This is a genomic window from Ottowia sp. (assembly GCF_046348305.1).
Classification (GTDB): Bacteria; Pseudomonadota; Gammaproteobacteria; order Burkholderiales; family Burkholderiaceae_C; genus Ottowia.
Genome location: NZ_JAXMEM010000003.1, coordinates 384,215 through 410,164, shown reverse-complemented (window position 1 = coordinate 410,164; position 25,950 = coordinate 384,215). Strand labels below are relative to the sequence as shown.

Here is a 25,950-nt window from a genome sequence, read left to right as displayed (position 1 = left end):
GCGTCAAACTATAAGCGAAGCATCGGTGGTTTCGGGTGCATTGCGGGCCTCTTTCTTGCGTTCGCCGCGCAGCGCGCGGCTCAGCAGGACTACGGGCACAAGGCCCACCAGCACCAGCGCCAGCGAGGGCAAGGCCGCCTCGCCCAGGCGCTCGTCGCGCGCCAGCTGGTCGGCCACCACGGCCAGGGTGTCCGTGTTGAAGGGGCGCAGCACCACGGTGGCCGGCAGCTCCTTCATCACGTCGACAAACACCAGCAGAGCGGCCGCCAGACTGGCGCGGCGCAGCAGCGGCCAGTGCACGCGCGCCGCCAGGCCCGGGCCGCTGGCGCCCAGCAGGGCGGCCGACTCGTCCAGGCTGCGCGGCACGCGCGCATAGCCCGACTGCATGGACTGCAAGGCCACCGCGACAAAACGCACCAGATAGGCCCACACCAGGCCCAGCACGGTGGCCGTGACCCAGCCGCCCACGCCGGCGCCGGGCCAGCGCTGCTGCACCCAGCCGACGGGCAGCAGCACGCCCACCACCACCACGGCGCCGGGTACGGCGTAGCCCAGGGCCACCACCTGCACGGCGGCGCGCCGCAGCCAGTCGGGCCGGCGGCGAAGGCAAAAGGCCAGGAACCACGCCGCCGCCACGGCCAGCACGGCCGTCATGGCGCCCAGGCGGATGCTGTTCCAGGCCCAGCCCAGAAAGCGGCCCCAGGGCAGCACGGACCAGTCGGCCGTGAGCGGGCGCAGCATGAACAGCACCGGCAGCGCAAAGCCCATCAGCATGGGCAGCAGGCACAGCAGCCAGGCCAGCGCGGCATGCCGGCCGCGCAAGCCGATCGGGCGCGCCTCGCTGGAGCCGGCGTGGCTGGTGCCCGAACTGACAAAACGCAGGCGCCGCTGCGCACGCTGCTCGCCCCACAGCAAGACGACCACCAGCGCCAGCAGCACCGTGGCCAGCTGCGCGGCGGCCACGTGGTTGTCCATCGACAGCCAGGCCTTGTAGATGCCGGCGGTAAAGGTCTGAATGCCGAAGTACACCGACACGCCATAGTCGGCCAGCACCTCCATCAGCGCCAGGGCCGTGCCGGCGGCCACGGCCGGGCGCGCCATGGGCAGGGCCACCTCGCGCAGGCGCCGGCCCAGGCCCGCGCCCAGCAGGCGCGCGGCTTCCATCAGCTGCGGCGCGCGCTCGGCCAGCGCGGTGCGCGCCAGCAGATAGACGTAGGGATAGAGCGAAAAGGAGAACACCCAGGCCGCGCCCCACACGCTGCGCACCTCGGGCAGCAGGCGGCCTTGCAAACCGAATGTGGCGCGCAGCCCCGTCTGCAACGGCCCCGAGAACTGCAGGAAATCGGTATACGCATAGGCCGTGACGTAGGCCGGCATGGCCAGCGGCAGCAGCAGCAACCATTCAAAGCTGCGCCGGCCCGGAAAGTCGAACACCGTGACCAGCACCGCTGCCGGCACGCCGATGGCGATCACGCCCACGCCCACCATCAGCGCCAGCCCCACGGTGGTGCCCAGGTACTGCGGCAGCACGGTGCGCGCCATCTCGTGCAGGATTTGCGCCGAGGCGGTGTCCCACTGCGTCCAGGAGCCGAGCAGGGCCAACACCGGCAGCGCCAGCACGGCGGCGACGAGGGCCAGAATCAGGGTCGGTATGGCGCGCAAGGTGGCGAGGGTTTTACTATCGAATCGGGAGCTGTCAGCGCAGGTCTGGCACCGGTTACAGGCGATTTCTATCCTGAACCACTGGTGTGCGGCGGCAAATGAGAATTGTACGCATCTACAATCGCCGCATGTTCCTGCAGATCGACCAGGTGGACGTGCGCTACGCCGGCCAGGTGCGCCCCGCCGTGCAGGGCGCCACGCTGGGCCTGCGCGCCGGCGACATCGGCGTGCTGATCGGCCCTTCGGGCTGCGGCAAGACCACGCTGCTGCGCGCCGTGGCCGGACTGGAACACGTCTGCGCCGGCGAAATCCGCCTGGGCGGCGAAGTGGTCAGCAGCGCCCGCGTCCACGTCGCGCCGGAGGCACGGCGCATCGGCATGGTGTTTCAGGACTACGCCCTCTTCCCGCATCTGGACGTGGGCCGCAACGTGGCCTTCGGCCTCAGGCACCTGCCTGCGGCCGAGCGCCGCCGGCGCGTGGCCGAGGTGCTGGCGCTGGTGGATCTGCCGGGCAGCGAGCGGCGCTTTCCGCACGAGCTGTCGGGCGGCCAGCAGCAGCGCGTGGCGCTGGCGCGCGCCATGGCCCCGCAGCCGCAACTGCTGCTGCTGGACGAGCCCTTTTCCAACCTCGACGTGGACCTGCGCGAGCGCCTGGCGCACGAGCTGCGCAGCATCCTGAAGGCGGCCGGCGCCACCGCCCTGTTCGTCACGCACGACCAGCTCGAGGCCTTTGCCATCGGCGATCAGATCGGGGTGATGCACGAAGGCCGGCTGCACCAGTGGGACGACGCCTATTCGCTGTATCACCGGCCCGCGACGCGCTTCGTGGCCGACTTCATCGGCCACGGCGTGTTCGTGCCCGCGCGCATCGTGCACGACGCCCAGGGCAGCCACGTGCAGACCCCGCTGGGCGAACTGCGCGACCACGCCGAATGCCCGCTGCCGGACGCCTATCCCGACGGTCGCTGCGACCTGCTGCTGCGCGCCGACGACATCGTGCACGACGACCACGCGCCAGTGCAGGCGCAGATCGTGCGCAAGGCGTTTCGCGGCGCCGAGTTCTTGTACACGCTCAGGCTGGCCAGCGGCGAAACCGTGCTGGCGCACGTGCCCAGCCACCACGACCACCGCGTGGGCGAATGGATCGGCATCCAGCCCGAGGTGGACCACGTCGTGGTGTTCGCGCCCGAAGCGGCGGGCTGACGCTGGACGCGGCCGAACCACGCGTCGATAATCCCACGCTGATGACCCCGCTCCAACGCCTCCGTCGCCACGGCGCCGGCCTGCTTGGCCGCGGCGTGCTGCTGTGGTTTGCGCTCACCCTGGGCGCCGCGATGGCCGCGCCGATGGTCAACGCACCCGCGCTGGAGTTGGTGTGCTCGAGCGCCGGCGCGCTGAAACTCGTCGTGCCGACCGACGGCGGCGTTCCGTCGTCGGGCGCGTCGCACCTGAGCTGTCCGCTGTGCACGCCCACGGGCGCGCCCCCTCCCGCCGCACCCGGCGTTGTGGCCGCAGCGCCGCAAGTGCCAAGCCTCCCCCTGCCAAGCGTCCCGGCGCAGCGCATGGCCGCTGCCGCCGCGCCCCCGCTGCCCGCACGCGGGCCGCCGACGTCCTGATTTGCGACTGGATCCAAAGCTGCGCCGCACGCACCGATGCGCGTGGCGCTTCATTTTTCTTGACGATCAACGCCGTCCCGGGACGGCCGCCAGCGCCGTCATGCCCCGCACCATCGTGCCGTGCAAGTCGGCAATTGCCGTGGCGCCGGGCCCGGCGTGATCCCCGTTCAACCCATCGAGCCAATCCCATGTCATTCATTTCCAGAACCCTTGCCTGCACCCTGCTGTCCACGGGCCCCGCCATCGCCCTGGCCCATGTCGGCCTGCCGCCCGGCCCTGCCGTGGCCGGCAGCCCATACGAGGCCGCGTTCCGCGTCGGCCACGCCTGCCAGGGCGCCCGCGCCACCACCGCGCTGACCGTGCAACTGCCCCGCGGCTTCACGCTGCAGGACGTGCCGGCACGCCCCGGCTGGACCAGCACCATCGAGCGCAGCGGCGACGGCACGGTGCGCTGGACCGCCGACAGCGCCGCGCAGGCGCTGCCCGGCGATCAGAAGAGCGAGTTCGTGCTGCGCGGCCAGTTGCCGGCCGAAGCCGGAACCCTGTACTTCAAGGTGCTGCAAACCTGCGACGTCGGCAAGGCCGATTGGGCGCAAATCCCGGGCGGCAGTTCAGCGGAGGCCAGCCGCGAGAAGCTGGAATTCCCGGCGGCCCGCCTGCTGGTGGTGGCGCCGGGCGCCGCCCCGGTGGAAGCCACCGGTGCCTGGCTGCGCGCGGCCGTGCCCGGTCAGAGCGCGACCGGCGGTTTCATGAAGCTGACGGCCGGCGTGCCGCTGCGGCTGGTGGGCGTGAGCACGCCGGCCGCCGGTGTGGCGGAGGTGCACGAGATGAAGATGGAGGGCGACGTGATGAAGATGCGCGCCGTTTCCGGGCTCGATCTGCCGGCCCACCAGAGCGTCGAGCTCAAGCCCGGCGGCTACCACCTGATGCTGATGAATCTGAAGCAGCCGCTGGCGGCGGGTCAACAAGTCCCGGTGACGCTGAGCTTCCAGGATGCGCAGGGTACAAAAAGCACGCTGCTGATCCAGGCACCCGTCATGCTGGCGCCCGCCGGCGGCGCCAGCGCGCCGGCCCATCGACACTAAGGAGCCGCTGAATAATTCTTCGTGAATGCGTGCGCCCGATATCGGGATGAGCCGCAAGACGCAAACCGCAGCGATAGCCGTTGCTATCGCGAGGATTTGCAACGCCGCGGATCGCCCGAGATCGGGACGCACGCGCCGCGAGGGAATTGTTCAGCGGCTCCCTAAGGCGGGGCGCGCCTCAGGCGCCGTGCGCCCAGTGCCCGCCGACCAGGGTGCAGCGCACGCGGCCCGTGAGCTCGCGCCCCTCGAACGGGGTGTGCTTGCCCTGGCTGCGCAACGCAGCCGGCTCCACGCGCCAGCGCGCCTGGGGGTCGAACACGCACACGTCGGCCACGCCGCCCTCGACCAGGCGGCCGCAGCTGGCTTGCAGGGTGCCCAGCGCGCCGCCCAGCACCTGCGCGGGCGCGTGCGTGACGGCGGCCAGCGCGCGCCGCAGCCCCGGCGCGCCCTGCCCCCACTGCACGGCCAGCGGCAGCAGCAGCTCCAGCGCGGTGGCGCCGGGCTCGGCCTCAGCAAAGGGCAGGTGCTTGGCGTCGGCCTCGACCGGGGTGTGGTCGGACACCAGCGCGTCGATGGCGCCGTCGGCCAGGGCGGCAGCCAGCGCGTCGCGGTCACGCGCCTGGCGCAGCGGCGGGTTCAGGCGCGCGCGGCTGTCGAAGTGGCCGACGTCCTGATCGCTCAGGCACAGCGAATGGATGCTGATGTCGGCGCTGACGCCGAGGCCGTCCGCCTTGGCCTGGCGCAGCAGTGCCACGCCCTCCGCGCTGGACAAGCGGCAGACGTGCACGCGCGGCGCGCCGCGCCCGCCGGCCATCGAGCGCAACAGCTCGAACACGGTGTGCAGCGCGATGGTCTCGGCCACGGCGGGCACGCCGGCCAGCCCCATGCGCATGGCCCGCGGCCCGCTGGCGGCCACGCCGCCGCTCAGCCACGGGTCCAGCGGGCGCAGCCAGATGGCGTAGCCGAAGGTGCTGGCGTACTGCAGCGCGCGCAGCAGCACCTGGGTGTTGACGATGGGCGCGTCGGCCTGTCCGAAGGCGATGCAGCCGGCCTCGGTCAGCAAGCCCATCTCGGTCAGCACCTCGCCCTTCAGGCCACGCGTGAGCGCGCCCAGCGGAAACACCCGCGCCTGGTGCAGCTTTTCGGCGCGCATGCGCAGCATCTCGACCAGGCCGGGCTCGTCCAGCACCGGGTCGGTGTCGGGCGGGCACACCAGGCTGGTGACGCCGCCGGCCACGGCGGCGGCCATTTCGCTTTCCAGCATGCGGGCGTGCTCGTGGCCGGGCTCGCGCAGGCGCGCCGACAGATCGACCAGGCCAGGCAGCACCCAGCAGCCGGCGGCGTCGATGCTGCGGGTGGGCACGAAGCCGGCCGGTACGCGGCCGATGCTCAGGATGCGGCCGGCGGCAATGGCCACGTCGGCCACCTCGTCACGCCCCGTCGCCGGATCGATCACGCGGCCGTGCTGGATCAGGATTTTCATGATTTTGAATCAAATGGAGCTCTAGCGCCCGTCTGGCAACCGCAGTCAGCTATCGTTTTAATACCAAAAACCGGACGCAGAGGACGCAAGGAATTCGCAAAGGACGCAGAAAAATCCATCAGGCATATTTTCTTTTGCGTCCTTTGCGTCACCTCTGCGTCCTCTGCGTCCGGCTGTTCAAGTCTCACGCCTCGTTGCCGGCCACGATGCTCATCACCGCCATGCGCACCGCCACGCCAAAGGTGACCTGGGGCAGGATCACGCTTTGCCCGCCGTCGACCACCTGCGAGTCGATCTCGACCCCGCGGTTGATGGGGCCCGGGTGCATGACGATGGCGTCGGGCCTGGCCCAGCGCAGGCGCTCGGCGGTGAGGCCGAAGCTCTTGTAGAACTCCTGCGTCGAAGGCAGCAGCGCGCCGCTCATGCGTTCGTTTTGCAGGCGCAGCGTGATCACCACGTCGGCGTCCTTGATGCCCTCTTCCAGCGTGTGGCACACGCGCACGCCCATGGGCGCCAGGTCGCCCGGCACCAGGGTCTTGGGCCCCACCACGCGCACCTCGGCGGCGCCCAGGATGGTCAGGGCGTGGATGTCCGAGCGCGCCACGCGTGAGTGCAGGATGTCGCCCACGATGGCCACGACCAGGTTGGAGAAATCCTTCTTGTAGTGGCGGATGGTGTACATGTCGAGCAGGCCCTGCGTGGGGTGCGCATGGCGCCCGTCGCCGGCGTTGATGACATGCACGTGCGGCGCGACGTGCTGCGCGATCAGGTAGGGCGCGCCGCTTTCGCTGTGGCGCACCACGAACAGGTCGGCCGCCATGGCGCTCAGGTTGGCCACGGTGTCCAGCAGCGACTCACCCTTGGCGGTGGACGAGCGCGCGATGTCCAGCGTGTACACGTCGGCCGACAGGCGGGTGGCGGCAATGTCGAAGGTGGTGCGCGTGCGCGTGCTGTTCTCGAAGAACAGGTTGAACACGCTCTTGCCGCGCAGCAGCGGCACCTTCTTGACCTCGCGGTCGCTCACGCTGACGAACTGCGCGGCGGTGTCCAGGATGTGGGTGAGCATGTCGCGGCCCAGGCCCTCGGTGGACAGCAGATGGATCAGCTCGCCGTTCTTGTTGAGTTGAGGATTGGTGCGGCCCAGCATGATCACGCCCGCGGTTGAATGTGAAAACTGAAGGAGCCGTCGCCCTCGCGCGCCAGCCGCAGCGACTGGGTGGCCGGCAGCGCCACGCGCGCGGCGGCAAACTCGGCCGCCACGGGCAGCTCGCGTCCGCCGCGATCCACCAGCACCGCCAGGCGCACCCGGGCGGGGCGGCCGTAGTCGAACAATTCGTTCAGCACGGCGCGGATGGTGCGGCCGGTGAAGAGCACGTCGTCCAGCAGCAGGATGTCGGCGCCCTGGACCTCGAAGGGCAGCACGGTTTGCCCATGTGCCGACAGGCCGCGCTTGGCAAAGTCGTCGCGATGCAGGGCCGAGGACAGCGCCCCCGCCGCGCCGGCGCGCCCCAGATCGCGCTGCAGGCGCTCGGCCAGCCACGCGCCGCCCGAAACCACGCCGGCCAGCTGCGTGTCGGCGCCCAGCAGCGCGCGCACGCCGCGCGCCAGCTCGCCATACAGCGCCTCGGCATCCAGCGCCAATGAACTCATGCAAGACTCCTCAAGAACTGATCCAGGATGATGGCCGCCGCCGCCGCATCGGCGTCGCGCGCGCCGGCGGCCAGCGCCTCGGTGGTGCTGTAGCGCTCGTCCACCTCGTACACCGGCAAGCCGAAGCGCGCGCGCAACTGGCGCGCAAAGCGCAGCGCCCGCCGCGTGTTCTCGTGCTCGGCGCCGTCGGGGTGGCGCGGCACGCCCACCACCAGGGCGTCGGGCTGCCACTCCTTCACGCGCGCCGCAATCGGCGCCCAGCGGGCATCGCCCTCGGCGGCAATCGTGCCCTGCGGCGTGGCGCTGCGCGTGACGCGGTTGCCGCTGGCCACGCCGGTGCGCTTGAGGCCGTAGTCGAAGGCCAGGAACTGCTGCGCGCTGGCTGCAACGGTCTGGCCCATGACACCAGGCGCATCCATCTCAACCATTCATGGCGCTGCGCACCACCCGCAGGGCATCAAACTCAAAGAGCCAAAAGGCCGCGGAGCAGGCCAGGCCCGCGATCGCCGTGACCGGGGTTTCCCCGGCTGCGGGCGATGCCCCCGGACGGGGGTATGCGAAACATCGCGCACCGAGTGGAGACCGAAGGTGGTTCATTTCAGTTATCCATAGCGCTGCGCGCCACCCGCAGCCAATGAAACGCATAGAGCCCAATGGCCGCGGAGCAGGCCATGCCCGCGATCGCCGTGGCCGGGGTCTCCCCGGTCATTGGCGATGCCCCCTTGAGGGGGTGGGCGGAACATCGCGCAGCGAGTGGAGACTGGGGGTGTTTCATCTCAGGCGTGCCCTGCCTCGGGCGCGATCATCCAGGCCTGCAAACCCAGCAGGGCCAGGGCGCGCTCATAGCGCTGCTCGATCGGCGCGTCGAAGATCAGGTCGGTGTCGGCGCCCACGGTGAGCCAGCTGTTGCCCGCAATCTCGGATTCAAGCTGGCCTTCGCCCCAGGCCGAATAGCCCAGCGTGATCAGCACGCGGCGCGGGCCGCCGCCGCTGGACAGCGCCTCGAGCACGTCCTTGGAAGTGGTCATCTCCAGCCCGCCGGGCACCGTCAGCGTGGAGGCATAGATGGATTCGTCCGGCGGCAGGCCTTCGGCGGTGATGGGCTCGTGCAGCACGAAGCCGCGCTCGGTCTGCACCGGGCCGCCGTGGAACACGGGCAGGCCACCCAGCTCGGCGCGCGCCAGCGGCAGATCGACCTTCTGGAACAGGTCGGCCATGTTGATGTCGCCGGGCTTGTTGATGATCAGCCCCAGCGCCCCGTGCTCGCTGTGCTCGCAAACGTAGACCACGCTGCGCGCAAAGGTGCCGTCCTCCATGCCCGGCATGGCGATCAGGAAGTGATTCGTCAAATTGATGGGCTGGACGGCATCGGCCATGGCCCGATTCTACCGGCCCGGCCCCGGGCGCGTGGCCGGTTTCAGCCGGCCACGGCCGCCTTCGCAGCCTGCGCGTAGGTGCGCACCAGGCCGAGCAATTCGTCTTCCGAATACGGCTTGCCCAGGTAGTGGTTGGCGCCCAACTGGCGCGCGTGCTCCTGGTGCTTGTCGGCCGTGCGCGAGGTGATCATCACCACCGGCAAATCGCGCCACGCCGCGTCGGCGCGGATGTTGCGCAGGAAGTCGAAACCGTCCATGCGCGGCATCTCGATGTCGGACAGCACCACCGCCGGGCGCTCCTGCTGCAAGCGCTCGAGCCCTTGCAGGCCGTCGGCCGCCAAGGCCACGCGATAGCCCTCGCGTTGCAGCAGGCGCTGCGTGACGCGGCGCACGGTGATGGAATCGTCGACCACGAGCACCAGCGGAATGTCGGACTGCGCCGGCAGCGCGCCACCCACGGCCGGGGTGGCGGCGCCGGCTGCCGCGGGCGCATCGGGCGATGCGGGTTGCAAGGCGCGCACCTGCTCGCCATACACCGTGGCCAGGGCCACCGGGTTGTAGATGAGCGCGACCACGCCGGAGGCCAGGGCCGTGATGGCAACCAGGCCCGGCAGGCGCGACAGCTGCGGGCCAAGCGCCTTGACCACCACGTCCTGGCCGCCCAGCACTTCATCGACGTGCATGGCGGTGCGCTGCGCCGCCGAGCGCAGCAGCACCACCGGAGCGGTCTTGGCCGCCGGCTCGCGGCTGCGCACCGAGTGTTGCAGCAGGGCGCCGCCCCAGAAGAAGGGCACGTCCTCTTCGTCGAAGCGGATCGCCCCGTCGGCATAGGCGCGGGCCAGTTCGTCCGGGCGGCTGCGGTGCACGCGCTCGACCAGACTGGCCGGCACGCCGATGAGCAGATCGCCCATGCGGATCATGACCACGTGCGTGACGGCGGTGGTGAGCGGCAGAACCAGGCGAAACGCCGTGCTCTGGCCCGGTGCGGATTCGGTTTCGATGCGCCCGCCCAAGGCCTGCACCTCGGTGCGCACCACGTCCAGGCCGACGCCGCGGCCGGCCAGATCGGTCACCTCGGTCGCCGTGGTGAAGCCGGGCTGGAACACCAGCTGGCGGGTCTCGGCGTCACTCAGCGACTGCTCCGGCGTGATCAGGCCGCGCTCGATCGCGCGGGCCCGGATGCGCGCCAGGTCCAGGCCGGCGCCGTCGTCGCGGAACTGGACCGCGACGTCGTTGCCCGACTGCTGCACCTCGATGGTGATCGTTCCGGTGGCGTCCTTGCCGCAGGCCCGGCGCGTGTCCGGGCCTTCGATGCCGTGCACGACGCAGTTGCGCAGCAAGTGCTCGAAAGCGGGCGTCATGCGCTCGAGGATGCCGCGGTCCACCTCGATGTTGCCGCCGACGATGTCCAGGCGCACCTGCTTGCCCGACTCCTTGGAAGCCTGGCGCACCAGCCGGTACAGGCGCTCCGAAATGCCGTCGAACTCGACCATGCGGGTGCGCAGCAGGTCACGCTGCAAATCGCGCGACTGGCGCGCCTGGGCGACCAGCTCATCCTCGCTCGCATCGATCGCGCGCTGCAGGTTGCGCTGCACGGTGGCCACGTCATTGACCGACTCGGCCATCATGCGGGTGAGCTCCTGCATGCGGGTGAAGCGGTCGAACTCCAGCGGATCGAAGCTCTGCGCCGTGTCCTTGGACTGCGCCATGCGCGATTGCATCTGCGTCTCGGCCTGCAACTCGACGTCGCGCAGCTGCCCGCGCAGGCGTTCGACGTTGCCGGTCAGATCCGCCAGGGCCGCGCGCAACTGCGCCACGTCCTTGTCCAGTCGGGCGCGCGAGCTCATCACCTCGCCGGCCTGGCTCATCAACCGATCGAGCAGCTGCGAGCGCACCCGCACGGTCTGCCGGGCGCTGGCACGCGCGGCGGCAAACGAGAACGCGGTGGGCTCGGCCACGTCGCCGCGCTCGGGCGCCGGGACGGCGTCGGGCCTGGCGTGCACGGGGGCGGACGCCAGGGACGCGTCGGCGGCCGACGCATCGGCCGACGGCGGCGCAACAAGCACTTGATCCACGTTGGCCTCGGCGCTCGTGCGCAGGGCCTGAAAATCAGCCTGGATGCGGTCCAGGTGCTCCAGCAAAGGCTCGACGTCCGCCGCCGTGATGCTCTCGGTGCCCAGCATCTCCACGGCCGATTCGGTTCGGTGCGCCATCTCGCCCAGGCGCAGGGCGCCCGCCAGTCGGGCGCTGCCCTTGAGCGTGTGCAACACGCGCAGCGCCTGCGCGCGCGCGCCCAGATCCTGCGGCTGCGCGGCCCATTGACGCAACGCGGCGCTCAGCTGCGGCAGCAACTCGTCGGCCTCTTCCTCGAAGATCGCAAACAGATCCGGATCGACGGCATCGGCAACGTCGATGTCATCTGCAAAACCCTGGGCGAGCCCTTCGGTGCTCGCGTGGTGCGCCGCCTCGGGCGCCAGCGGCGCGACGGTGGACGGCATGGCATGCGCGGGCCATGCGGCGCCCTCTTGCACCGGATCGGGCTCGCGCACTTCGGTGTCGGCAATCGCCGCTTCGGTGGGCGCCATCGCCGATGGTGCGGTGTCCGCAGGCGAGCCCGACAGGTTTGCCGGCGCTTCGGCAGGCTCCAGCGCCCGCACGGCTTGGACAACGTCCGGCGCCGGATCCTTGAGGATGCCGGCGGCAAACTGATGCAGCATGCCCCGCAGCTCGTCGGCGGCATGGTTGAGCACCAGGGCCTGATCGGGCGTGCCCTGCGGCTGGCCTTGCAGGCGCTCGAGCGCATGCTCCAGCGTGCGCGCCAGATCCGACAGCGCCGTGAACCCCACCGTGGCCGAGCTGCCGGCCAGCGAATGCGCGCGCGCCACGGCGCGCTCGGGCAGCGGCGCCTGGACGTGGCGGCCCCACTGTGCCAGATCCGACGCCAATTGCGCCGACCACTGGTCCGCTTCGCTCAGGTATACGTTGTACAGCGGTGTGCTGATGCGCAGCGGCCCCACCCAGGTCACTGCCGGGTCGGCCGGCGGCGCGGCTGCAAACTCGGGCGCGCTCGCCACGTCATCGACTGCAGGCGGTGCATCGGTCTCGAGCAGCGCTTGGTGCGACGCCTCGTCCGGCGTCGCGGGCGGCAGCTGCAAATCGGGCAGGTCCAGCGCGACCAAGCCGCTGGGCACCGCCGGCGCAGGCGCGTCGGGCTCCAGGTGAAACTCGAAATCCAGCGGCTCATGGGCCTCGGCCGCGGCCAGTGGCGACAGGGTTGTCGGCGCCTCGAACGCGGCGGCCACGGCATCCGCATCCGCCTGAACTCCGGTCAGGTCGATGAAGTTCGACTCCGCCGCCACAGGCTTGGCCACCTCCGCCACGCCGTTGAGCACGATCGGCTCGGACAGCTCCAGATCCGGCAGATCAAAGGCCGCCAACAGCGGATCGGGCGATTCGGCAGCAACCCCGGGCAGCAGCACGGGCGGTTCAGGCTCGGCACCTGGCGCAACCGTCACCGTTTCGGCACCCGCCGGGTGGGCCGATTCAAGGTGCAGATCCGCCGCGGCCACTGGCTCCGAAGCCGCAAGCGCTCCGGCCAAGGCAATGCGCTCGCCCCGCAGTCGCAACGCGCCGGCCATGGCCTCGAACGGCGCGGCCGACCACGCGCCCGCACGGCGCCCTGCAATGTCATCGACCCAGGACGAAAACGCCGTCAAGGCCTCGCCGGCGACACCGCACAAGGCATTGCTGGCGGGCTTTTGCTCGGCCAGCCAGGCGTTGAGCAACTGCTCCAGCGCCCAGGCGGCCGCGCCAAACTCGTTCAGGCCGACCATGCGCGAGCTGCCCTTGAGCGTGTGAAACGCCCGCCGCAGCGTGGTCAGTTGCTCGGCATCGTCCGGATCCGCCTGCAGCGCCAGGACCGCGGCCGAACCGGTGGCCGTCACCTCGCGCGCTTCGTCCAGAAAGATGTCCAGCAAATCGTCATCCGACGACAGCTCGGTCGGCGACGGATCGGCCTCGACGGGAGCCGGCCGGGGCGCCGCGTCCACCGCATGCAACTGTTGCAGCGCCGTATCCAGCGCGGTGTCGTCGCTCTCGCGAGCCACGGCCGCGGCGTGATGGGCGGCCTGCGCCAGCGCGTAACGCCCATCCAGCGCCGCTTGTGCCGCCACCTGCTCCAGTTGCTGGGGCGAGCGCTCGTCCAGCAGCGAATCGAGCGGGGCCAGGCCCGACGGCGCTGCAGGCGCCGGTTCCTGGTGCGCGAGCGCCACGTCGGGGACCACGGAACGATCGGCAGCACCGCCGACGCGCCCACCCAGAAAGCGGAACTCGTCACGCGCTTCGTCGTACACAAACAGCTTGCGCGCCAGGGCGGGCTGGTAACTGAGGGTGTCGATGAGAAAACCCATGGCCCCCAGGCTGTTGCCCAGCTTCTCGAACGCCTCGGACTGCCGCGATTCATCGGGCGCCTGATCGTCGCGCATGGCCTCGACGCGCTCGCGCATCCGGGCAACGGCCAGCGCGGCCTGATCCAGCCCGAGCACGTTCAGCACGCCGCGCATCTGCGCCAGCAGCCCCGGTACCGGATCCAGCGCGGTGCGCTCGGTGGGCTTGCGGAAGAACTGATCCAGGCGCTGCTCGGCGTCGGCCAGGGTCACGCGCAACTCGCCGACCACGGTGCCCAGCGTCTGCCGATCGCTGACGCGCCGGTACAGCTCCTCCATCCAGGGCTGCAGGCCTTCGACCGGCCGGCCGTCGCAGACCGCCTCCAGCCGCCCGGCCAGCTCGCGCATGCGCGCGACCAGGGTCGCATCCAGCGGCCGGAACTCGGCGAGCGAGGCTTCCAGGAACAGCACCGTCGTGGCCACTTCCATGGCCTGCTCCGGGGTGGGCTCCTGCCCTTTGCGCAAAATCTGCTGCGCCACCGTGCGCAGGGCCTGGGTCAGCGGCTCGCTGCCGGGGTGCAGCCGCTCCAGCGACTCCACCACCAAACCCAGTTGGTCCACGCTGGGCTTCAGGCGAGCCAGGTCGCCGCCGGCCAGGGCCGACCAGTTTTCCTTCACCGCCTCGATGCGGCGGCGCGCCTGCGCCAGCACCGCCGGGTCGTACAGACCGAAGCTCGGTTGTTCATAGTCCACCGGCTCGTGCCCCTGCAAGCCCCAGGCGCTGCGCACGGCGGCGAGTGCAGGCGCGTCAGCGGCCTCGCCCGCGGGCGCCTGGGCACAGAAAAACAGCAGGTCTTGCGCCAGACGTTCGGAGATGAGTGCATCGCCGCGCGCCAGCGTCGTGTATTGCAGCAACACGCGCGAGGCCGTGCGCTTGACGTAGGCGTCGATCGGCAGCGCGCGCGCCAAAGCCTCGAAAAAGCCGGCGCCCAATTGCCAGAAGACGGTCGGATGACCCGCCGCAGCACCGCTCGCCAGCCCGCGGCTCACGGTGGCCAGCTCGGCCGCTGCGTGGCGATCGGCGTGCCGCATGATCTTGAGCACGCCGTGATCCATGCGATTGCGCACCGCCGCGCCATAAGACAGGGCCTGGATCGACGGTGGCAGTTGCGGTTCGGCCCAGCGCCAGGGCTGGGACCACAGGTCGGCGGGATGAATGCGGTCGGCGCCCGCCAGTTCCTGCACCTGCCGAAACTGCGGGAACAGGCCCAGCGCCGAACGCGGGCGCTCGCCCAACTGGCTCTCGACGAATTCGATCAGCGCGAAACCGGCTTTCTCCAGCGTGGCGGCGGCCGCCTCGGTGCAGGTTTCGGGCTGCGCAGTAAAGCGCTGGGCCGCCGTCTCCATGCCGCGCACCATGTGCGCCGCCACGGTCTGTCCCACCATGTCGAGCGCGCCGGCCACCTGATGCAACTGTTGCCGCGCCGCGCGCAGCTGGCTGGCATCGACCGAGGCCAAATCGATCCCGCGGGCATGCTCGGCCTCGTGGGCAAAACGCCGCAGCGCCTTGGTGGCCGCCTGGATCGACTTGCGCGTTTCATCAAGGACCCAGGCCAGCGGCCCCAGGTCGCCCGCGGGCACGGCCGCAGCGGCGGCGTTTTCAGTGAGGCGGTCGGTGACCATGGGTCAATGCACTCCAATACCTTGTTCAAGTCCCGCGAATGGGGCTGGCGCTGGCGCGCCTGCGATGTTGAACCCCAGAGACCAAGAGCCACGCCGAACAGCTTGGGCGGCAACTCATATCAGTTATCCATGGCGCTGCGCGCCACCCGCAGCCGATGAAACGCAAAGGGCCCAATGGCCGCGGAGCAGGCCACATCCGTGATCGCCGTGGCCGGGGTCCCCCCGGCCGCGGGCGATGCCCCCGGACGGGGGAAAGCGAAACATCGCGCAGCAAGTGAAGACTGGGGGCGAGCCACTTCAAGCAATCTTGAAACGGGCCACCGACTGGCGCAGCTCGTCGGCCATGCGGGCCAGTTCGCGCACCTGCTGTGCCGTCGAGCGGGTGCTCTCGCCGGTGTGCTCGGTGGTGGCAAAAATGTGCTGGATGTTGCTGGCCACCTCGTTCGCCTGGCCGGCCTCGTTGGACGTCGAAACCGAGATCTGCTCGATCAGTTGGGCCAGTTGGCGCGACACGCTGTCGATCTCGGTCAGCGCGGTGCCAGCGCGGTCGGACAGCTGCGCGCCCTCGACCACACCCTGCGTGGAGCGCTCCATGGCAGCCACGGCGTCCTGGGTGTCGGTCTGGATGGTCTTGACCAGCGTGGCGATCTGCCGCGTGGCATCGGCCGAGCGCTCGGCCAGGCGCTGCACTTCTTCGGCCACCACTGAGAAGCCGCGGCCAGCATCGCCCGCCGAGGCGGCCTGGATGGCCGCGTTGAGCGCCAGCACGTTGGTCTGCTCGGTAATGTCCGAGATCAGTTCGGTGATTTCGCCAATTTCCTGCGAAGACTCGCCCAGACGCTTGATGCGCTTGGAGGTTTCCTGAATCTGGTCGCGGATGGCGTTCATGCCGCCAATGGCGTCTTGCACCGCCTGCAGGCCCGACTCGGCCGCCTGTCTCGACTGGCGCGCCACCGTGGCCGATTGCTGCGCCTGGGCCGACACCGCGTTGATGCGCGTGGCCATGTCCAGCACCGACTGGCCGGTCTGGCGGATTTCGTGCAGCTGGTCGGTCGAGGTCGTGAGCAGTTCGGACGAGGTGCTCTCCACCCGCGCGGTGGTCTGCGCCACCCGCGTGGCCGTGCTTTGCACGCTGCCCACCAGCGAACGCAGCTCTTCCACCGTGTAGTTCACCGAGTCGGCGATGGCGCCCGTGATGTCCTCGGTCACCGTGGCTTCCTGCGTCAGGTCGCCCTCGGCCACCGTCTGCAGTTCGTTCATCAGGCGCAAGATGGCGGCCTGGTTGGCGTCGTTGACGCGCTTGGCGTCCAGCTGCTGCTGTTCTGCGCTCTGACGCTGCGATTCGGCCAGCATCTGGCGCTGACGGCTTTCGTGCAGCCAGGTGTAGACCAGGCCGGCAATGGCCAGGGCCAGCACGGCCAGCACCAGCGCCATCAGCAGCCAACTGCCCGCACCCACGCCCGACTCGTCGGCCAGGCGCGACTGCAGGTCCTCGATGTCCTTGCGCAGCGGTTCGCTGTCGGCAACGATGGTGCTTTGCGCGTCGCGCACGGCCGCCAGTGCCTGGACGTTGCCCAGGACGCTGCCGGCCTGCACGCGCATTTCCTCGTAGGTCTTGAGCACGCCGGCCAGGGCGTCGCGCGTCTGCGCGTCGCGCGCCGGCGCCAGGCGCGCCTCGCTGTTGCCGTCCAGCAGACCCTGGCCCAGTTCCTTGAATGAATTGAGATCCTTGCCCAGCAGGAAGATGGCTTCCGGACTGACCCCTTCGACCGTCAGCAGTTCGCTGGCCGACTTGCCGATGCGTTGCGCCATCATCACCAGTTGTCCCGTGGCGGCGATTTCGCCCGCGGGCGCCCCGTGCTGCAGCTTCAGCGCTGCGACGGTCTCAGCTGCCTCGGACAGGTCGGAGGACTTGCGGCTGACGAAGCGCAAGGCACCGCCCACCTGCGTCATCACCTTCTGCTGCGCCAACACCGTGGCGGCGCTCTTTTGAGCGCGCTGCACCAGGGGCGCGATCTTGCCGAGTTCGCCCTCGTAAGCATCCCCCAGTGCCGAAAGCCCCGGCGCGCCCTCGCGCAAGCCATCGAAGTTGGAGACAAGGGAGTCGGCGCTTTCCTTGACCTCCGGGAACGCGCTGGCGCTGCCGAGCAAGGCCTGCGACACCGACTTGGCCAGGCGCTGCGACTGCATCAAGGCCTGACCGGTGGCACCCACCTGCTGCGCGACGCGGTCGGCGCTGGACACCATCCAGAACACCAGCACGGCCAGCGCCAGCAAGGCCACCGACAACACGATCGAGAGCACGCGCTGATGCTGCGCCGCGCTGCGCCGGCCCAGCAGCGGGATCAGGAAAACCTCGTCGGACGCACCACCGGGGGACTCGGGCGGGGTCGCCAGGGCCACGGCGTCTTGATCGACCGAGTCGTATTCCGACACGGTGCTGGACGGATCGTGGATCGCCACCGTGTCGCTGTGGTCGGCAGGGTCCGCCGCCGGGCTTTTTTTCCTGAACATCATCGACAAATCGCCAGTCAGAGCCATGATTTCACCTTGATGCTACGCACCGATTTCGAGAAAAACGTGCTGTTGCGACAGCGCCTGCAAATTGAGTTCGCGCCAACGACCGCCTTCGTGATCGACGTAGGTGTGGCCCACGTATTCGGGGTCGGAGGGCTGGCGTGCGCTGGACTGCGCAAAGGCCTGCGTGGTGCGCATGCCCAGCAACTCGTCCACCAGCACGGCGCAGTTGGATTCCAGCAGCGCGTTGAAGCCGATCAGGCGGCATTGGGCTTGCGCCAGCGCCGGCCTCGACGCGGCCTCGCCGCCATGCAGGAACGCCGCCAGGTCGACCACCCCGCACAGGTTGCCGCGCAGGTTGGCCACGCCCAGGAACCAAGGCTGGACGTAGGGCACCCGCTGCACATCGGTCCAGGGAAAGATTTCGGCCGCGTGGCTCAGCGGCACCAGCAAACGCTCGGCGCCGGCGCGCACCGCCAGCCAGGACGCCGCGACGCCCTGCGTGCGCGCGGCCTGCAAGCGCTCGGCCAAGCGGTGTTGAAAGTCGCGCAGCGCCTGTTTGGCCATCTCAGTTGTCCATGGCGCTGCGCGCCACCCGCAGCCGATGAAACGCAAAGAGCCCAGTGGCCGCGGAGCCGGCCAGGGGCGATGCCCCCTTGAGCAACTGTGTTCTCAAGTCAAGTCTGTTGAATGAAATTTTCATGCTTGGACAGATCCCAGGCGGTTTTATCTCTGAGCATGGCGTTGAGAATCGTCAAGAGCTTGCGCATGCAAGCGACGATGGCCACTTTCTTGGGTTTGCCCGCTTGTAGCAAACGCTCATAGAAGACCTTGAACACGGGGTTGTAGCGAATGGCTGAGAGCGCGGCCATGTACACCACGGCCCGCACCTCGGCGCGCCCACCCCAGATACGACGCTTGCCACTGCGCTCGCCCGAATCATTGGCCAGGGGAGCCACACCCACCAGCTTGGCGATCTGGCGTCGCTTGAGCCGGCCCAATTCGGGCAGCGCCGCGCTCAGGGTGAGAATCGCCACCGGACCGACGCCCTTGACACTGTCGAGCAACGCGCGCTGCTGCTTGAAGTGTCGATCCAGGTGCGAGTCGGCGTCCGCATCAATGGCCGCGATCTGCTTGTCCAGCATCCCGAGGACGGCTTTGATGCTGCGCGCGGCGCGTGCGCTGGCCTGCTCCAAGCGGTGGCCTTCAGCCACTCGCATCTCGATGAGCTGCCGACGCCGTGTCATCAGCACTGCCAACTCCTGGCGCCGGACATCCTCCATAGGCGTGATGTATTTGGCTCGATCCTTGTGGCGCGCCAACACGTCGGCAAAGTCGCGCAGGATGCGGGCATCGACCTTGTCGGTCTTGGCCAACTCACCCATCGACTTGGCGAAGTCGTGGCTCTGACGCGGATTGACACGCGCGACCGCAATGCCGGCACGTTGCAGCGCCCACACCAGTTCACGCTCGTAGCCACCAGTGGCCTCGATGACCACCAAATCAACATCGGTGCTCTTGAACTGATTGATCAGCTCCTGCCACCCGTCGGCGTCGTTGGGCACGCGCCGATGCTGATCGCCCACGCATGCATCGAGATGCAGTTTGGACACATCAATACCGGCGTTGGCTCGACCGACGCCACTCACTACCCCACCTTGTGCATGCATGTTCATGATCGGCAACTGTTCGGGCTACGTGGTTGGATGAAAGATGTCAATGCGTTGACCGATTGCTCAAGGTCGAACTCAAGGCTCCAGGGGGAGGCAGGTTTGGCGCACTGACGACAACTGAACGAGGACTGCAGTTGCAAAGATACAAGGGGATGGGCGGAACATCGCGCAGCGAGTGGAGACCGGGGGTGTTTCATTTCAGTCGAGCCGCTTGATCTTGCCCATCAATTCGGCCTGATCGACCGGTTTGACGATGTAGTCGCGCGCACCCTGGCGCATGCCCCAGACGCGATCGGTTTCCTGGTTCTTGCTGGTGCACAGAATCACGGGCACGTCGGCAAAGCGCGGGTCGCGCGTCAGCGAGCGGGTCAGCTGAAAACCGTTCTGACCCGGCATCACCACATCCATCAGGATGAGGTCGGGCTTGTGGCGCTCGAGTTGCGCCTGCGCATCCTCGGCGCTCTCGGCGGTGGCCACGGCGTAGCCCGCACCCTTGAGCATCTCGCTGAGGTGGAGCAACTCGGTTTTCGAGTCATCGACAATCAAAACACTGCGAACTGGCATTCCATCATTCCCCTTGAACGACCGCACCGTGTTGCGCGACCGCTTGTAACAATTGATCCTTGGTGAACGGCTTGGTCAGATAGTCTTGCGAGCCGACCATGCGCCCGCGGGCCTTGTCGAATACCCCGTCCTTGGACGAGAGCATGACCACCGGGGTGTCCGCGAATTTTTCGTTGCGCTTGATGATGGCGCAGGTCTGGTAGCCGTCCAGGCGCGGCATCAGGATGTCGCAAAAAATCAGGTCCGGCTGGCTGTCGCTCACCTTGGACAAGGCGTCGAAGCCGTCTTCGGCCAGCGTCACCTCATGGCCGCCCTGCTTGAGAAAAATCTCGGCACTGCGACGAATGGTGTTGCTGTCGTCAATCACGAGGACTTTCATGGACCCTGTCGAATTCAAGCGATTCTCCCCACCAAAACATCATTCGGCCCGCGGCGTGCGAACCGGAACTCTTTGACATGACAACCCCGGCGGTCGCACGGGCACCGGCCGGGCGCGTTACCATGCCCGGTTGCGGTTGCGGCCCCGCCATCAAGGGCGCCGCTGGTTGAACCCGTCCATGTCGTCATGCTGATTACAACTAAAGTCCCCACGCATAAATTGCAATCGATTGTATCAACGGAAACCCCACTCCGGGGGCCCGTCGGCGGCAAAATTAGAGGACTTTTGGGCATATGACCGGTTTGACAGCCTCTGAAACGTCGCATGAACGCGACAATGACGCTTCGCCGCCCGAGGCCGAAGGCTCCCTGGCGTGCATCGTCAGCTTCAACGCCGTCGATCCCACCGGCAGCGGCGGCCTGAGTGGCGACGCGCTCGCGCTGGGCTCGGTGGGCGCGCACCTGTTGCCGGTGGTGACCGGCGCCTACCTGCGTGACAGCCGCGAGACGGTGGGCCACGCGCCGCTGGAGGCCGCGGCCATCGCCGAGCAGGCCCGCCTGATTGCCGAGGACATGCCCGTGCTGGCCGTCAAGGTGGGTTTCGTGGGCAGCCCCGAGGCGGTCGCGGCGGTGGCCTCCTTCGCCAGCGACTACCCCGACCTGCCCGTCATCACCTACATGCCGGACCTATCCTGGTGGGACGAACACGAAATCGACGACTACCACGACGCCGTGCGCGAGTTGCTGTTGCCGCAAACCGCCGTGCTGGTGGGCAACAACACCACGCTGCGCCATTGGCTGCTGCCCGAATCGGCGTCGCGCCGGCACGCCGATGCCACCGACCTGGCGCGCGCCGCGGCCGAACTCGGCGTGTCCTATCTCCTGGTCACCGGCTTGCCGCGGCCGAGCGAGCGCATCGGCAATGCGCTGGTGTCGCCACAGGCCGAGCTGTGCGTGCAGGAGTTCGAGCGCATCGAGGCCGACTTCCTGGGCGCGGGTGACACCGTGTCGGCCGCGCTGACGGGCTTGCTGGCGCTCGGCTCGGACCTGACCGAAGCCACCGTCGAAGCCCTGCAATACCTCGACCAGGCGCTGGACCACGGTTTTTGCCCCGGCATGGGGCGCGCCGTGCCGGACCGGCTGTTCTGGGCCGAGGCCGATGACCCATCCACGACGAGCGCGGCGCCCGAAGCGCCGACACCCGACGATCTCACCCAAGTCCTTCATGAAACCAAACACTGACCCCAACGACATGCTGATGGAACGCGCGCGCCGCGTGATTCCCGGCGGCGTCAACTCGCCCGTGCGCGCCTTCCGCGCCGTGGGCGGCACGCCACGCTTCGTGCAGCGCGCGCAAGGCCCCTATTTCTGGGACGCGGGCGGCACGCGCTACATCGACTACATCGGCTCCTGGGGCCCGATGATCCTGGGCCACGGCCACCCCGCCGTGCTGGAGGCGGTGCAAAAGGCCGTCACCGAAGGCCTGTCATACGGCGCACCGACCGAGCGCGAGATCGAGCTGGCCGAGGCCATCATCGCGCTGCGCCCGGGCATGGAGATGCTGCGCCTGGTCAGCAGCGGCACCGAGGCGGGCATGAGCGCCATCCGCCTGGCGCGCGGCGCCACCGGGCGCAGCAAAATCATCAAGTTCGAGGGCTGCTACCACGGCCACGCCGACGCGCTGCTGGTCAAGGCCGGCTCGGGCCTGGCGACGTTCGGCAACCCCACCAGCGCCGGCGTGCCGCCCGAGGTGGTGCAGCACACGCTGGTGCTCGAATACAACAACCTCGCCCAGCTCGAAGCGGCCTTTGCCGAACACGGCAGCACGCTGGCCGGCCTGATCATGGAGCCGATCGCGGGCAACATGAACTTCGTGCGCGCTTCGGTCGAGTTCACCCGCCGCTGCCGCGAGCTGTGCACGCAGCACGGCGCGCTCCTGATCTACGACGAGGTGATGACCGGCTTTCGCGTGGCGCTGGGCGGCGCGCAATGCGTGTATGCGCGTTCGATCCCCGGCTTCGAGCCCGACATCACGGTGATGGGCAAGGTCATCGGCGGCGGCATGCCGCTGGCGGCCTTTGGCGGCAAGCGCGCGGTGATGGAGCAGCTCGCCCCGCTGGGCCCGGTGTATCAGGCCGGCACGCTGAGCGGCAACCCGGTGGCCACCGCCTGCGGCCTGGCCACGCTGCGCGAAATCAGCAAGCCCGGCTTCTTCGAGGCGCTCACGGCCAAAACGCATCGCCTGGTCGACGGCCTGAAGGCCGCGGCGCTCGCGGCCGGCGTGCCCTTTGCGGCCGACAGCGAAGGCGGCATGTTCGGCTTCTTTTTGCTGCCCGAGCTGCCGCACAACTACGGCCAGGTAATGCAAAGCGACGGCGCGCGCTTCAACACGCTTTTTCATGGCCTGCTCGATCGCGGCGTGTACATCGCGCCGGCGCTCTATGAAGCGGGTTTCGTCAGCGCCGCGCACAGCGACGCCGACATCGACGCCACCGTCGGCGCGGCGGCCGAGGTGTTTCGGCTACTCTGATTTTTATAGCTTTTTGCGCCTGATTGTCAAGCGCCAGCGGCCGATTTGACTCGAATTCATCTCGGTTCTCCATGGCGCTGCGCGCCACCCGCGTGGCATGAAACCCAAAGAGCCCAATGGCCGCGGAGCAGGCCAAGCCAGCGATCGCCGTGGCCGGGGTCTCCCCGGCCACTGGCGATGCCCCCTGCAAGGGGGTGGGCGAAACATCGCGCAGCGAGTGGAGACTGGGGGTGTTTCATTTCAGTGCCGAAAGTGCCGCACCCCGGTGAACACCATGGCCACGCCGCGCTCGTTGGCGGCGTCGATCACCTCGGGGTCGCGCATCGAGCCGCCGGGCTGGATGACGCAGGTGGCGCCGTGGTCGATCACCACGTCCAGGCCATCGCGGAAGGGGAAGAAGGCGTCGCTGGCCACGGCCGAGCCCTTGAGCGACAGGCCCGCGGCCTCGGCCTTGATGGACGCAATGCGCGCCGAATCCAGCCGGCTCATCTGGCCCGCGCCCACGCCCAGCGTCATGCCTTTGGCGCAAAAGACGATGGCGTTGCTCTTGACGTACTGCGCCACCTTCCAGGCAAACAGCAGGTCCTGCAGTTGCTCGGGCGTGGGCTGCTGGCGCGTCACCACTTTCAGGTCCGCCAGCTTCAGGTCGTGAAAGTCGGCGGTCTGCATCAGCAGGCCCGAGCCCACGCGCTTGACTTCCATCAGGTTGTGCCCGCGCGCCCAAGCCGTGGCGCCATCGGGCTGCACGCCACCGAGCGAGATTTGCAGCACGCGCACGTTGGCCTTGGCCTTGAACACCGCCAGCGCCTCGGGCGTGAAGGCGGGCGCCAGCAGCACCTCGACGAACTGCTTGCTCACGGCTTCGGCCGCGGCGCCATCGACCGGCACGTTGAAGGCGATGATGCCGCCGAAGGCGCTGGTGGGATCGGTCTGGAAGGCCTTTTGATAGGCGTCCAGCGCGCTCGTGCCCAGGGCCACGCCGCAGGGGTTGGCGTGCTTGACGATGACGCACGCGGCGGCCGCGCCCGGGCTCGCTGAAACTCCCGCGCCCCACTGCTTGACGCACTCCCAGGCCGCGTCGGCATCGGCGATGTTGTTGTAGCTCAGCTCCTTGCCCTGCAACTGCCGGGCCGTGACCAGCGATCCGGGCGCCGGGTACAGGTCGCGGTAGAAGGCGGCCTGCTGGTGCGGGTTCTCGCCGTAGCGCAGGTCCTGCAGCTTGACGAAGCGGCCGTTGCTGTGCGAAGGAAAAAGGCCCCTGGCAGGCACCTCGTCAGCGCCGACAGCATCGAAATCGATAGCGGACAGGTAGTCGCTGATGGCGCCGTCGTAGTCGCTCACGCGGTTGAAGGCGGCCACCGACAGGGCGAACTTGGTCTTGAGGCTGATGGCGCCGGCCTTCATCTCGGCCAGCACGCCGGCGTATTGGCCGGCGTCGGTCAGCACCGCCACGTCGCGCCAGTTCTTGGCCGCGCTGCGCACCATGGCCGGCCCGCCGATGTCGATGTTCTCGATCGCGTCGGCCAAGGTGCAACCGGCCTTGGCCACCGTGGCCTCGAAGGGGTAGAGGTTGACCACCAGCAGGTCGATGGTGTCGATACCGTGCGCTTGCAGCGCCGCCATGTGCCCGGGCAGGTCGCGCCGCGCCAGCAGGCCGCCGTGGATGGTGGGGTGCAGGGTCTTCACGCGGCCGTCCAGCATCTCGGGAAAGCCGGTGTGCTGGGCCACCTCGGTGACGGGCAGGCCGGCGTCCTGCAGCAGCCGGGCGGTGCCGCCGGTGGACAGCAGGCGCACGCCCAGCGCGTGCAGGCCTTGGGCGAATTCAAGCACGCCGGTTTTGTCGGAGACGGAGATCAGCGCAGTGGTCATGAGCAGCGAAGTTTCAAGTCAAGAATGGGTTTTGCCCAGGCGTGGCAAGCGCAGGCAGCTATCGAATCAGGATTTGTCCGTCGTCACCAGGCGATGCTCGATGAGCTTCTTGCGCAAGGTGTTGCGGTTCAGCCCCAGCCACTCGGCGGCGCGGCTCTGATTGTGGTCGGCGTGGTGCATCACCACGTCGAGCAACGGTTTTTCGACGGCGCGGATCAGCATGTCGTACAGGCCGTCGGGCTCGGTGCCGTCCAGGTCGCGAAAGTAGGCTTCCAGGCTGGCGCGCACGCTGTGCTCGATGGGGCTTTGGTTCTGGTTCTTGGTGCTCATGCCTGGGTCGGGGCCTCCACCCCCTGGCCAACGGCTGCGGCAGCGTCGGCCTGCGGCAGGCGTTCGTGCGCCTGCGCCAGTTCGTCAAAAAAATCGGCCACGGCCTGCCATTGCGCGGCGGCGGACTCGATGGCGTTCATGTGGGCGCGAAACGCCTCGCCGCCCGGCAGCGCGCGCACACACCAGCCGATGTGCTTGCGCGCCGAGCGCACGCCGGTGTGCTCGCCGTACAGCGCGTAATGGTCCCGCAAATGCCCCAGCAGGGCGCGCCGCACCTCCAGCACCAGGGGCGGTGCCAGGTCCTGCCCCGTGGCCAGGTGGTGCGCGATGGCGCGAAAGATCCAGGGCCGGCCCTGGGCCGCGCGGCCGATCATCAGCGCGTCGGCGCCGGTGGCGGCCAGCACGGTGCGGGCCTTGGCGGGCGAGTCGATGTCGCCATTGGCCACCACCGGAATGCGCAGGGCGGCCTTGACGGCGGCAATCGTTTCGTACTCGGCCTCGCCCTTGTAACCCTGCTCTCGCGTGCGCCCGTGGACCGTGACCATGTGCACGCCCGCCTGCTCGGCCGCGCGGGCGATGGCCAGGGCGTTCTTGACCTGCGCGCACCAGCCGGTGCGCATCTTCAGGGTCACCGGCACGCCGTGCGGCGCGCAGGCTGCCACCACCGCCTCGATGATGGACAGCGCCAGCGGCTCGTCGCGCATCAGCGCGCTGCCGGCCCATCGGTCGCACACCTTCTTGGCCGGGCAGCCCATGTTGATGTCGATGATCTGCGCGCCGCGGTCGATGTTGTAGCGCGCGGCCTCGGCCATCATGGCGGCGTCGGTGCCGGCGATCTGCACCGCGATCGGCCCCGGCTCACCCGCGTGATCGGCGCGCCGCGAGGTCTTGAGCGTGTGCCACAGATCGCGCCGCGAGGTCACCATTTCGCTGACCGCATAGCCAGCGCCGAAGGCGCGGCACAGCTGGCGAAACGGCCGGTCCGTCACCCCCGCCATGGGGGCGACAAACAACCGGTTGGGAAGGACGTAGGGACCAATCTGCATCGGGCGCGCGCTGCCGCGGCAAGCGATCGGCAGGGGAAAGGCATGAATTCTAGCTGCCCAAAATTTCAGCAATCAAAATCCTTGCGTACCCCGCGGGGTGTTGG

Annotated in this window: 20 protein-coding genes; 5 read left to right on the top strand and 15 right to left on the bottom strand. The window is 68.9% G+C overall.

The annotated features are described in order from the left end of the window. Positions 1-3: 3 nt before the first annotated feature. Complete coding sequence (locus U1F38_RS02025; RefSeq protein ID WP_409985385.1) at positions 4-1,662, bottom strand: ABC transporter permease; 1,659 nt, start codon at positions 1,660-1,662, stop codon at positions 4-6. A 128-nt stretch (positions 1,663-1,790) separates the two neighbouring features. On the opposite strand from U1F38_RS02025, the gene U1F38_RS02020 reads away from it, so the two are divergent. The 3 genes from U1F38_RS02020 to U1F38_RS02010 all read left to right on the top strand — a co-directional run bounded on the left by U1F38_RS02020 (position 1,791) and on the right by U1F38_RS02010 (position 4,362). After that, positions 1,791-2,864: an ABC transporter ATP-binding protein gene (locus U1F38_RS02020; RefSeq protein WP_409985384.1), complete on the top strand. Its 1,074-nt coding sequence runs from the start codon at positions 1,791-1,793 to the stop codon at positions 2,862-2,864. A gap of 41 nt (positions 2,865-2,905) precedes the next feature. Further along, entirely contained in the window at positions 2,906-3,277 is a 372-nt protein-coding gene (locus U1F38_RS02015) for a hypothetical protein (RefSeq protein ID WP_409985383.1), read from the top strand. Positions 3,278-3,465: 188 nt separating this feature from the next. Further along, complete coding sequence (locus U1F38_RS02010; RefSeq protein ID WP_409985382.1) at positions 3,466-4,362, top strand: copper chaperone PCu(A)C; 897 nt, start codon at positions 3,466-3,468, stop codon at positions 4,360-4,362. Positions 4,363-4,540: 178 nt separating this feature from the next. Here U1F38_RS02010 and U1F38_RS02005 read toward each other — a convergent pair whose 3' ends face one another. The 11 genes from U1F38_RS02005 to U1F38_RS01955 form a co-directional block, all read right to left on the bottom strand. After that, positions 4,541-5,845, bottom strand: coding sequence for a dihydroorotase (locus U1F38_RS02005; RefSeq protein ID WP_409985381.1), 1,305 nt, complete (start codon positions 5,843-5,845; stop codon positions 4,541-4,543). A 184-nt stretch (positions 5,846-6,029) separates the two neighbouring features. Next, complete coding sequence (locus U1F38_RS02000) at positions 6,030-6,992, bottom strand: aspartate carbamoyltransferase catalytic subunit (RefSeq protein WP_409985380.1); 963 nt, start codon at positions 6,990-6,992, stop codon at positions 6,030-6,032. A gap of 2 nt (positions 6,993-6,994) precedes the next feature. Further along, a complete protein-coding gene (gene pyrR, locus U1F38_RS01995) occupies positions 6,995-7,495 on the bottom strand; it encodes a bifunctional pyr operon transcriptional regulator/uracil phosphoribosyltransferase PyrR (protein WP_409985379.1) in 501 nt (166 codons plus the stop codon). Then, entirely contained in the window at positions 7,492-7,914 is a 423-nt protein-coding gene (gene ruvX / locus U1F38_RS01990; protein ID WP_409985378.1) for a Holliday junction resolvase RuvX, read from the bottom strand. Before ruvX ends, pyrR begins: the two co-directional genes overlap by 4 nt. 357 nt (positions 7,915-8,271) lie before the next feature. Beyond that, a complete protein-coding gene (locus U1F38_RS01985) occupies positions 8,272-8,871 on the bottom strand; it encodes a YqgE/AlgH family protein (RefSeq protein ID WP_409985377.1) in 600 nt (199 codons plus the stop codon). A 41-nt stretch (positions 8,872-8,912) separates the two neighbouring features. Next, entirely contained in the window at positions 8,913-14,939 is a 6,027-nt protein-coding gene (locus U1F38_RS01980) for an Hpt domain-containing protein (RefSeq protein ID WP_409985376.1), read from the bottom strand. Positions 14,940-15,236: 297 nt separating this feature from the next. Further along, a complete protein-coding gene (locus U1F38_RS01975; protein WP_409985375.1) occupies positions 15,237-17,480 on the bottom strand; it encodes a methyl-accepting chemotaxis protein in 2,244 nt (747 codons plus the stop codon). Between the two features lie 15 nt (positions 17,481-17,495). Beyond that, complete coding sequence (locus U1F38_RS01970; RefSeq protein ID WP_409985374.1) at positions 17,496-18,023, bottom strand: chemotaxis protein CheW; 528 nt, start codon at positions 18,021-18,023, stop codon at positions 17,496-17,498. A gap of 110 nt (positions 18,024-18,133) precedes the next feature. After that, complete coding sequence (locus tag U1F38_RS01965; protein ID WP_409985785.1) at positions 18,134-19,105, bottom strand: IS110 family transposase; 972 nt, start codon at positions 19,103-19,105, stop codon at positions 18,134-18,136. A gap of 222 nt (positions 19,106-19,327) precedes the next feature. Beyond that, positions 19,328-19,693 carry a PleD family two-component system response regulator gene (locus tag U1F38_RS01960; RefSeq protein WP_409985373.1) on the bottom strand — a complete coding sequence of 122 codons (366 nt, stop codon included), beginning with the start codon at positions 19,691-19,693 and terminating at the stop codon, positions 19,328-19,330. Positions 19,694-19,697: 4 nt separating this feature from the next. Further along, positions 19,698-20,072, bottom strand: a complete 375-nt coding sequence (locus U1F38_RS01955) for a PleD family two-component system response regulator (protein ID WP_409985372.1) — start codon at positions 20,070-20,072, stop codon at positions 19,698-19,700. A gap of 293 nt (positions 20,073-20,365) precedes the next feature. On the opposite strand from U1F38_RS01955, the gene U1F38_RS01950 reads away from it, so the two are divergent. Continuing rightward, positions 20,366-21,313, top strand: coding sequence for a hydroxymethylpyrimidine/phosphomethylpyrimidine kinase (locus U1F38_RS01950; protein ID WP_409985371.1), 948 nt, complete (start codon positions 20,366-20,368; stop codon positions 21,311-21,313). Beyond that, positions 21,297-22,601, top strand: coding sequence for a glutamate-1-semialdehyde 2,1-aminomutase (gene hemL / locus U1F38_RS01945; protein ID WP_409985370.1), 1,305 nt, complete (start codon positions 21,297-21,299; stop codon positions 22,599-22,601). Before U1F38_RS01950 ends, hemL begins: the two co-directional genes overlap by 17 nt. A gap of 240 nt (positions 22,602-22,841) precedes the next feature. Here the strand turns inward: hemL and purH are convergent, their stop codons facing one another. From purH to dusB, 3 genes are all read right to left on the bottom strand, one after another. Further along, the gene (gene purH / locus U1F38_RS01940) at positions 22,842-24,470 is read right to left on the bottom strand and encodes a bifunctional phosphoribosylaminoimidazolecarboxamide formyltransferase/IMP cyclohydrolase (protein ID WP_409985369.1); all 1,629 of its coding nucleotides are present in this window, start codon (positions 24,468-24,470) and stop codon (positions 22,842-22,844) included. A gap of 66 nt (positions 24,471-24,536) precedes the next feature. Then, positions 24,537-24,800, bottom strand: coding sequence for a helix-turn-helix domain-containing protein (locus U1F38_RS01935; RefSeq protein WP_409985368.1), 264 nt, complete (start codon positions 24,798-24,800; stop codon positions 24,537-24,539). Next, positions 24,797-25,846, bottom strand: coding sequence for a tRNA dihydrouridine synthase DusB (dusB, locus tag U1F38_RS01930; protein ID WP_409985367.1), 1,050 nt, complete (start codon positions 25,844-25,846; stop codon positions 24,797-24,799). The genes U1F38_RS01935 and dusB overlap by 4 nt, the downstream gene beginning before the upstream one ends. Between the last annotated feature and the right edge of the window lie 104 nt (positions 25,847-25,950).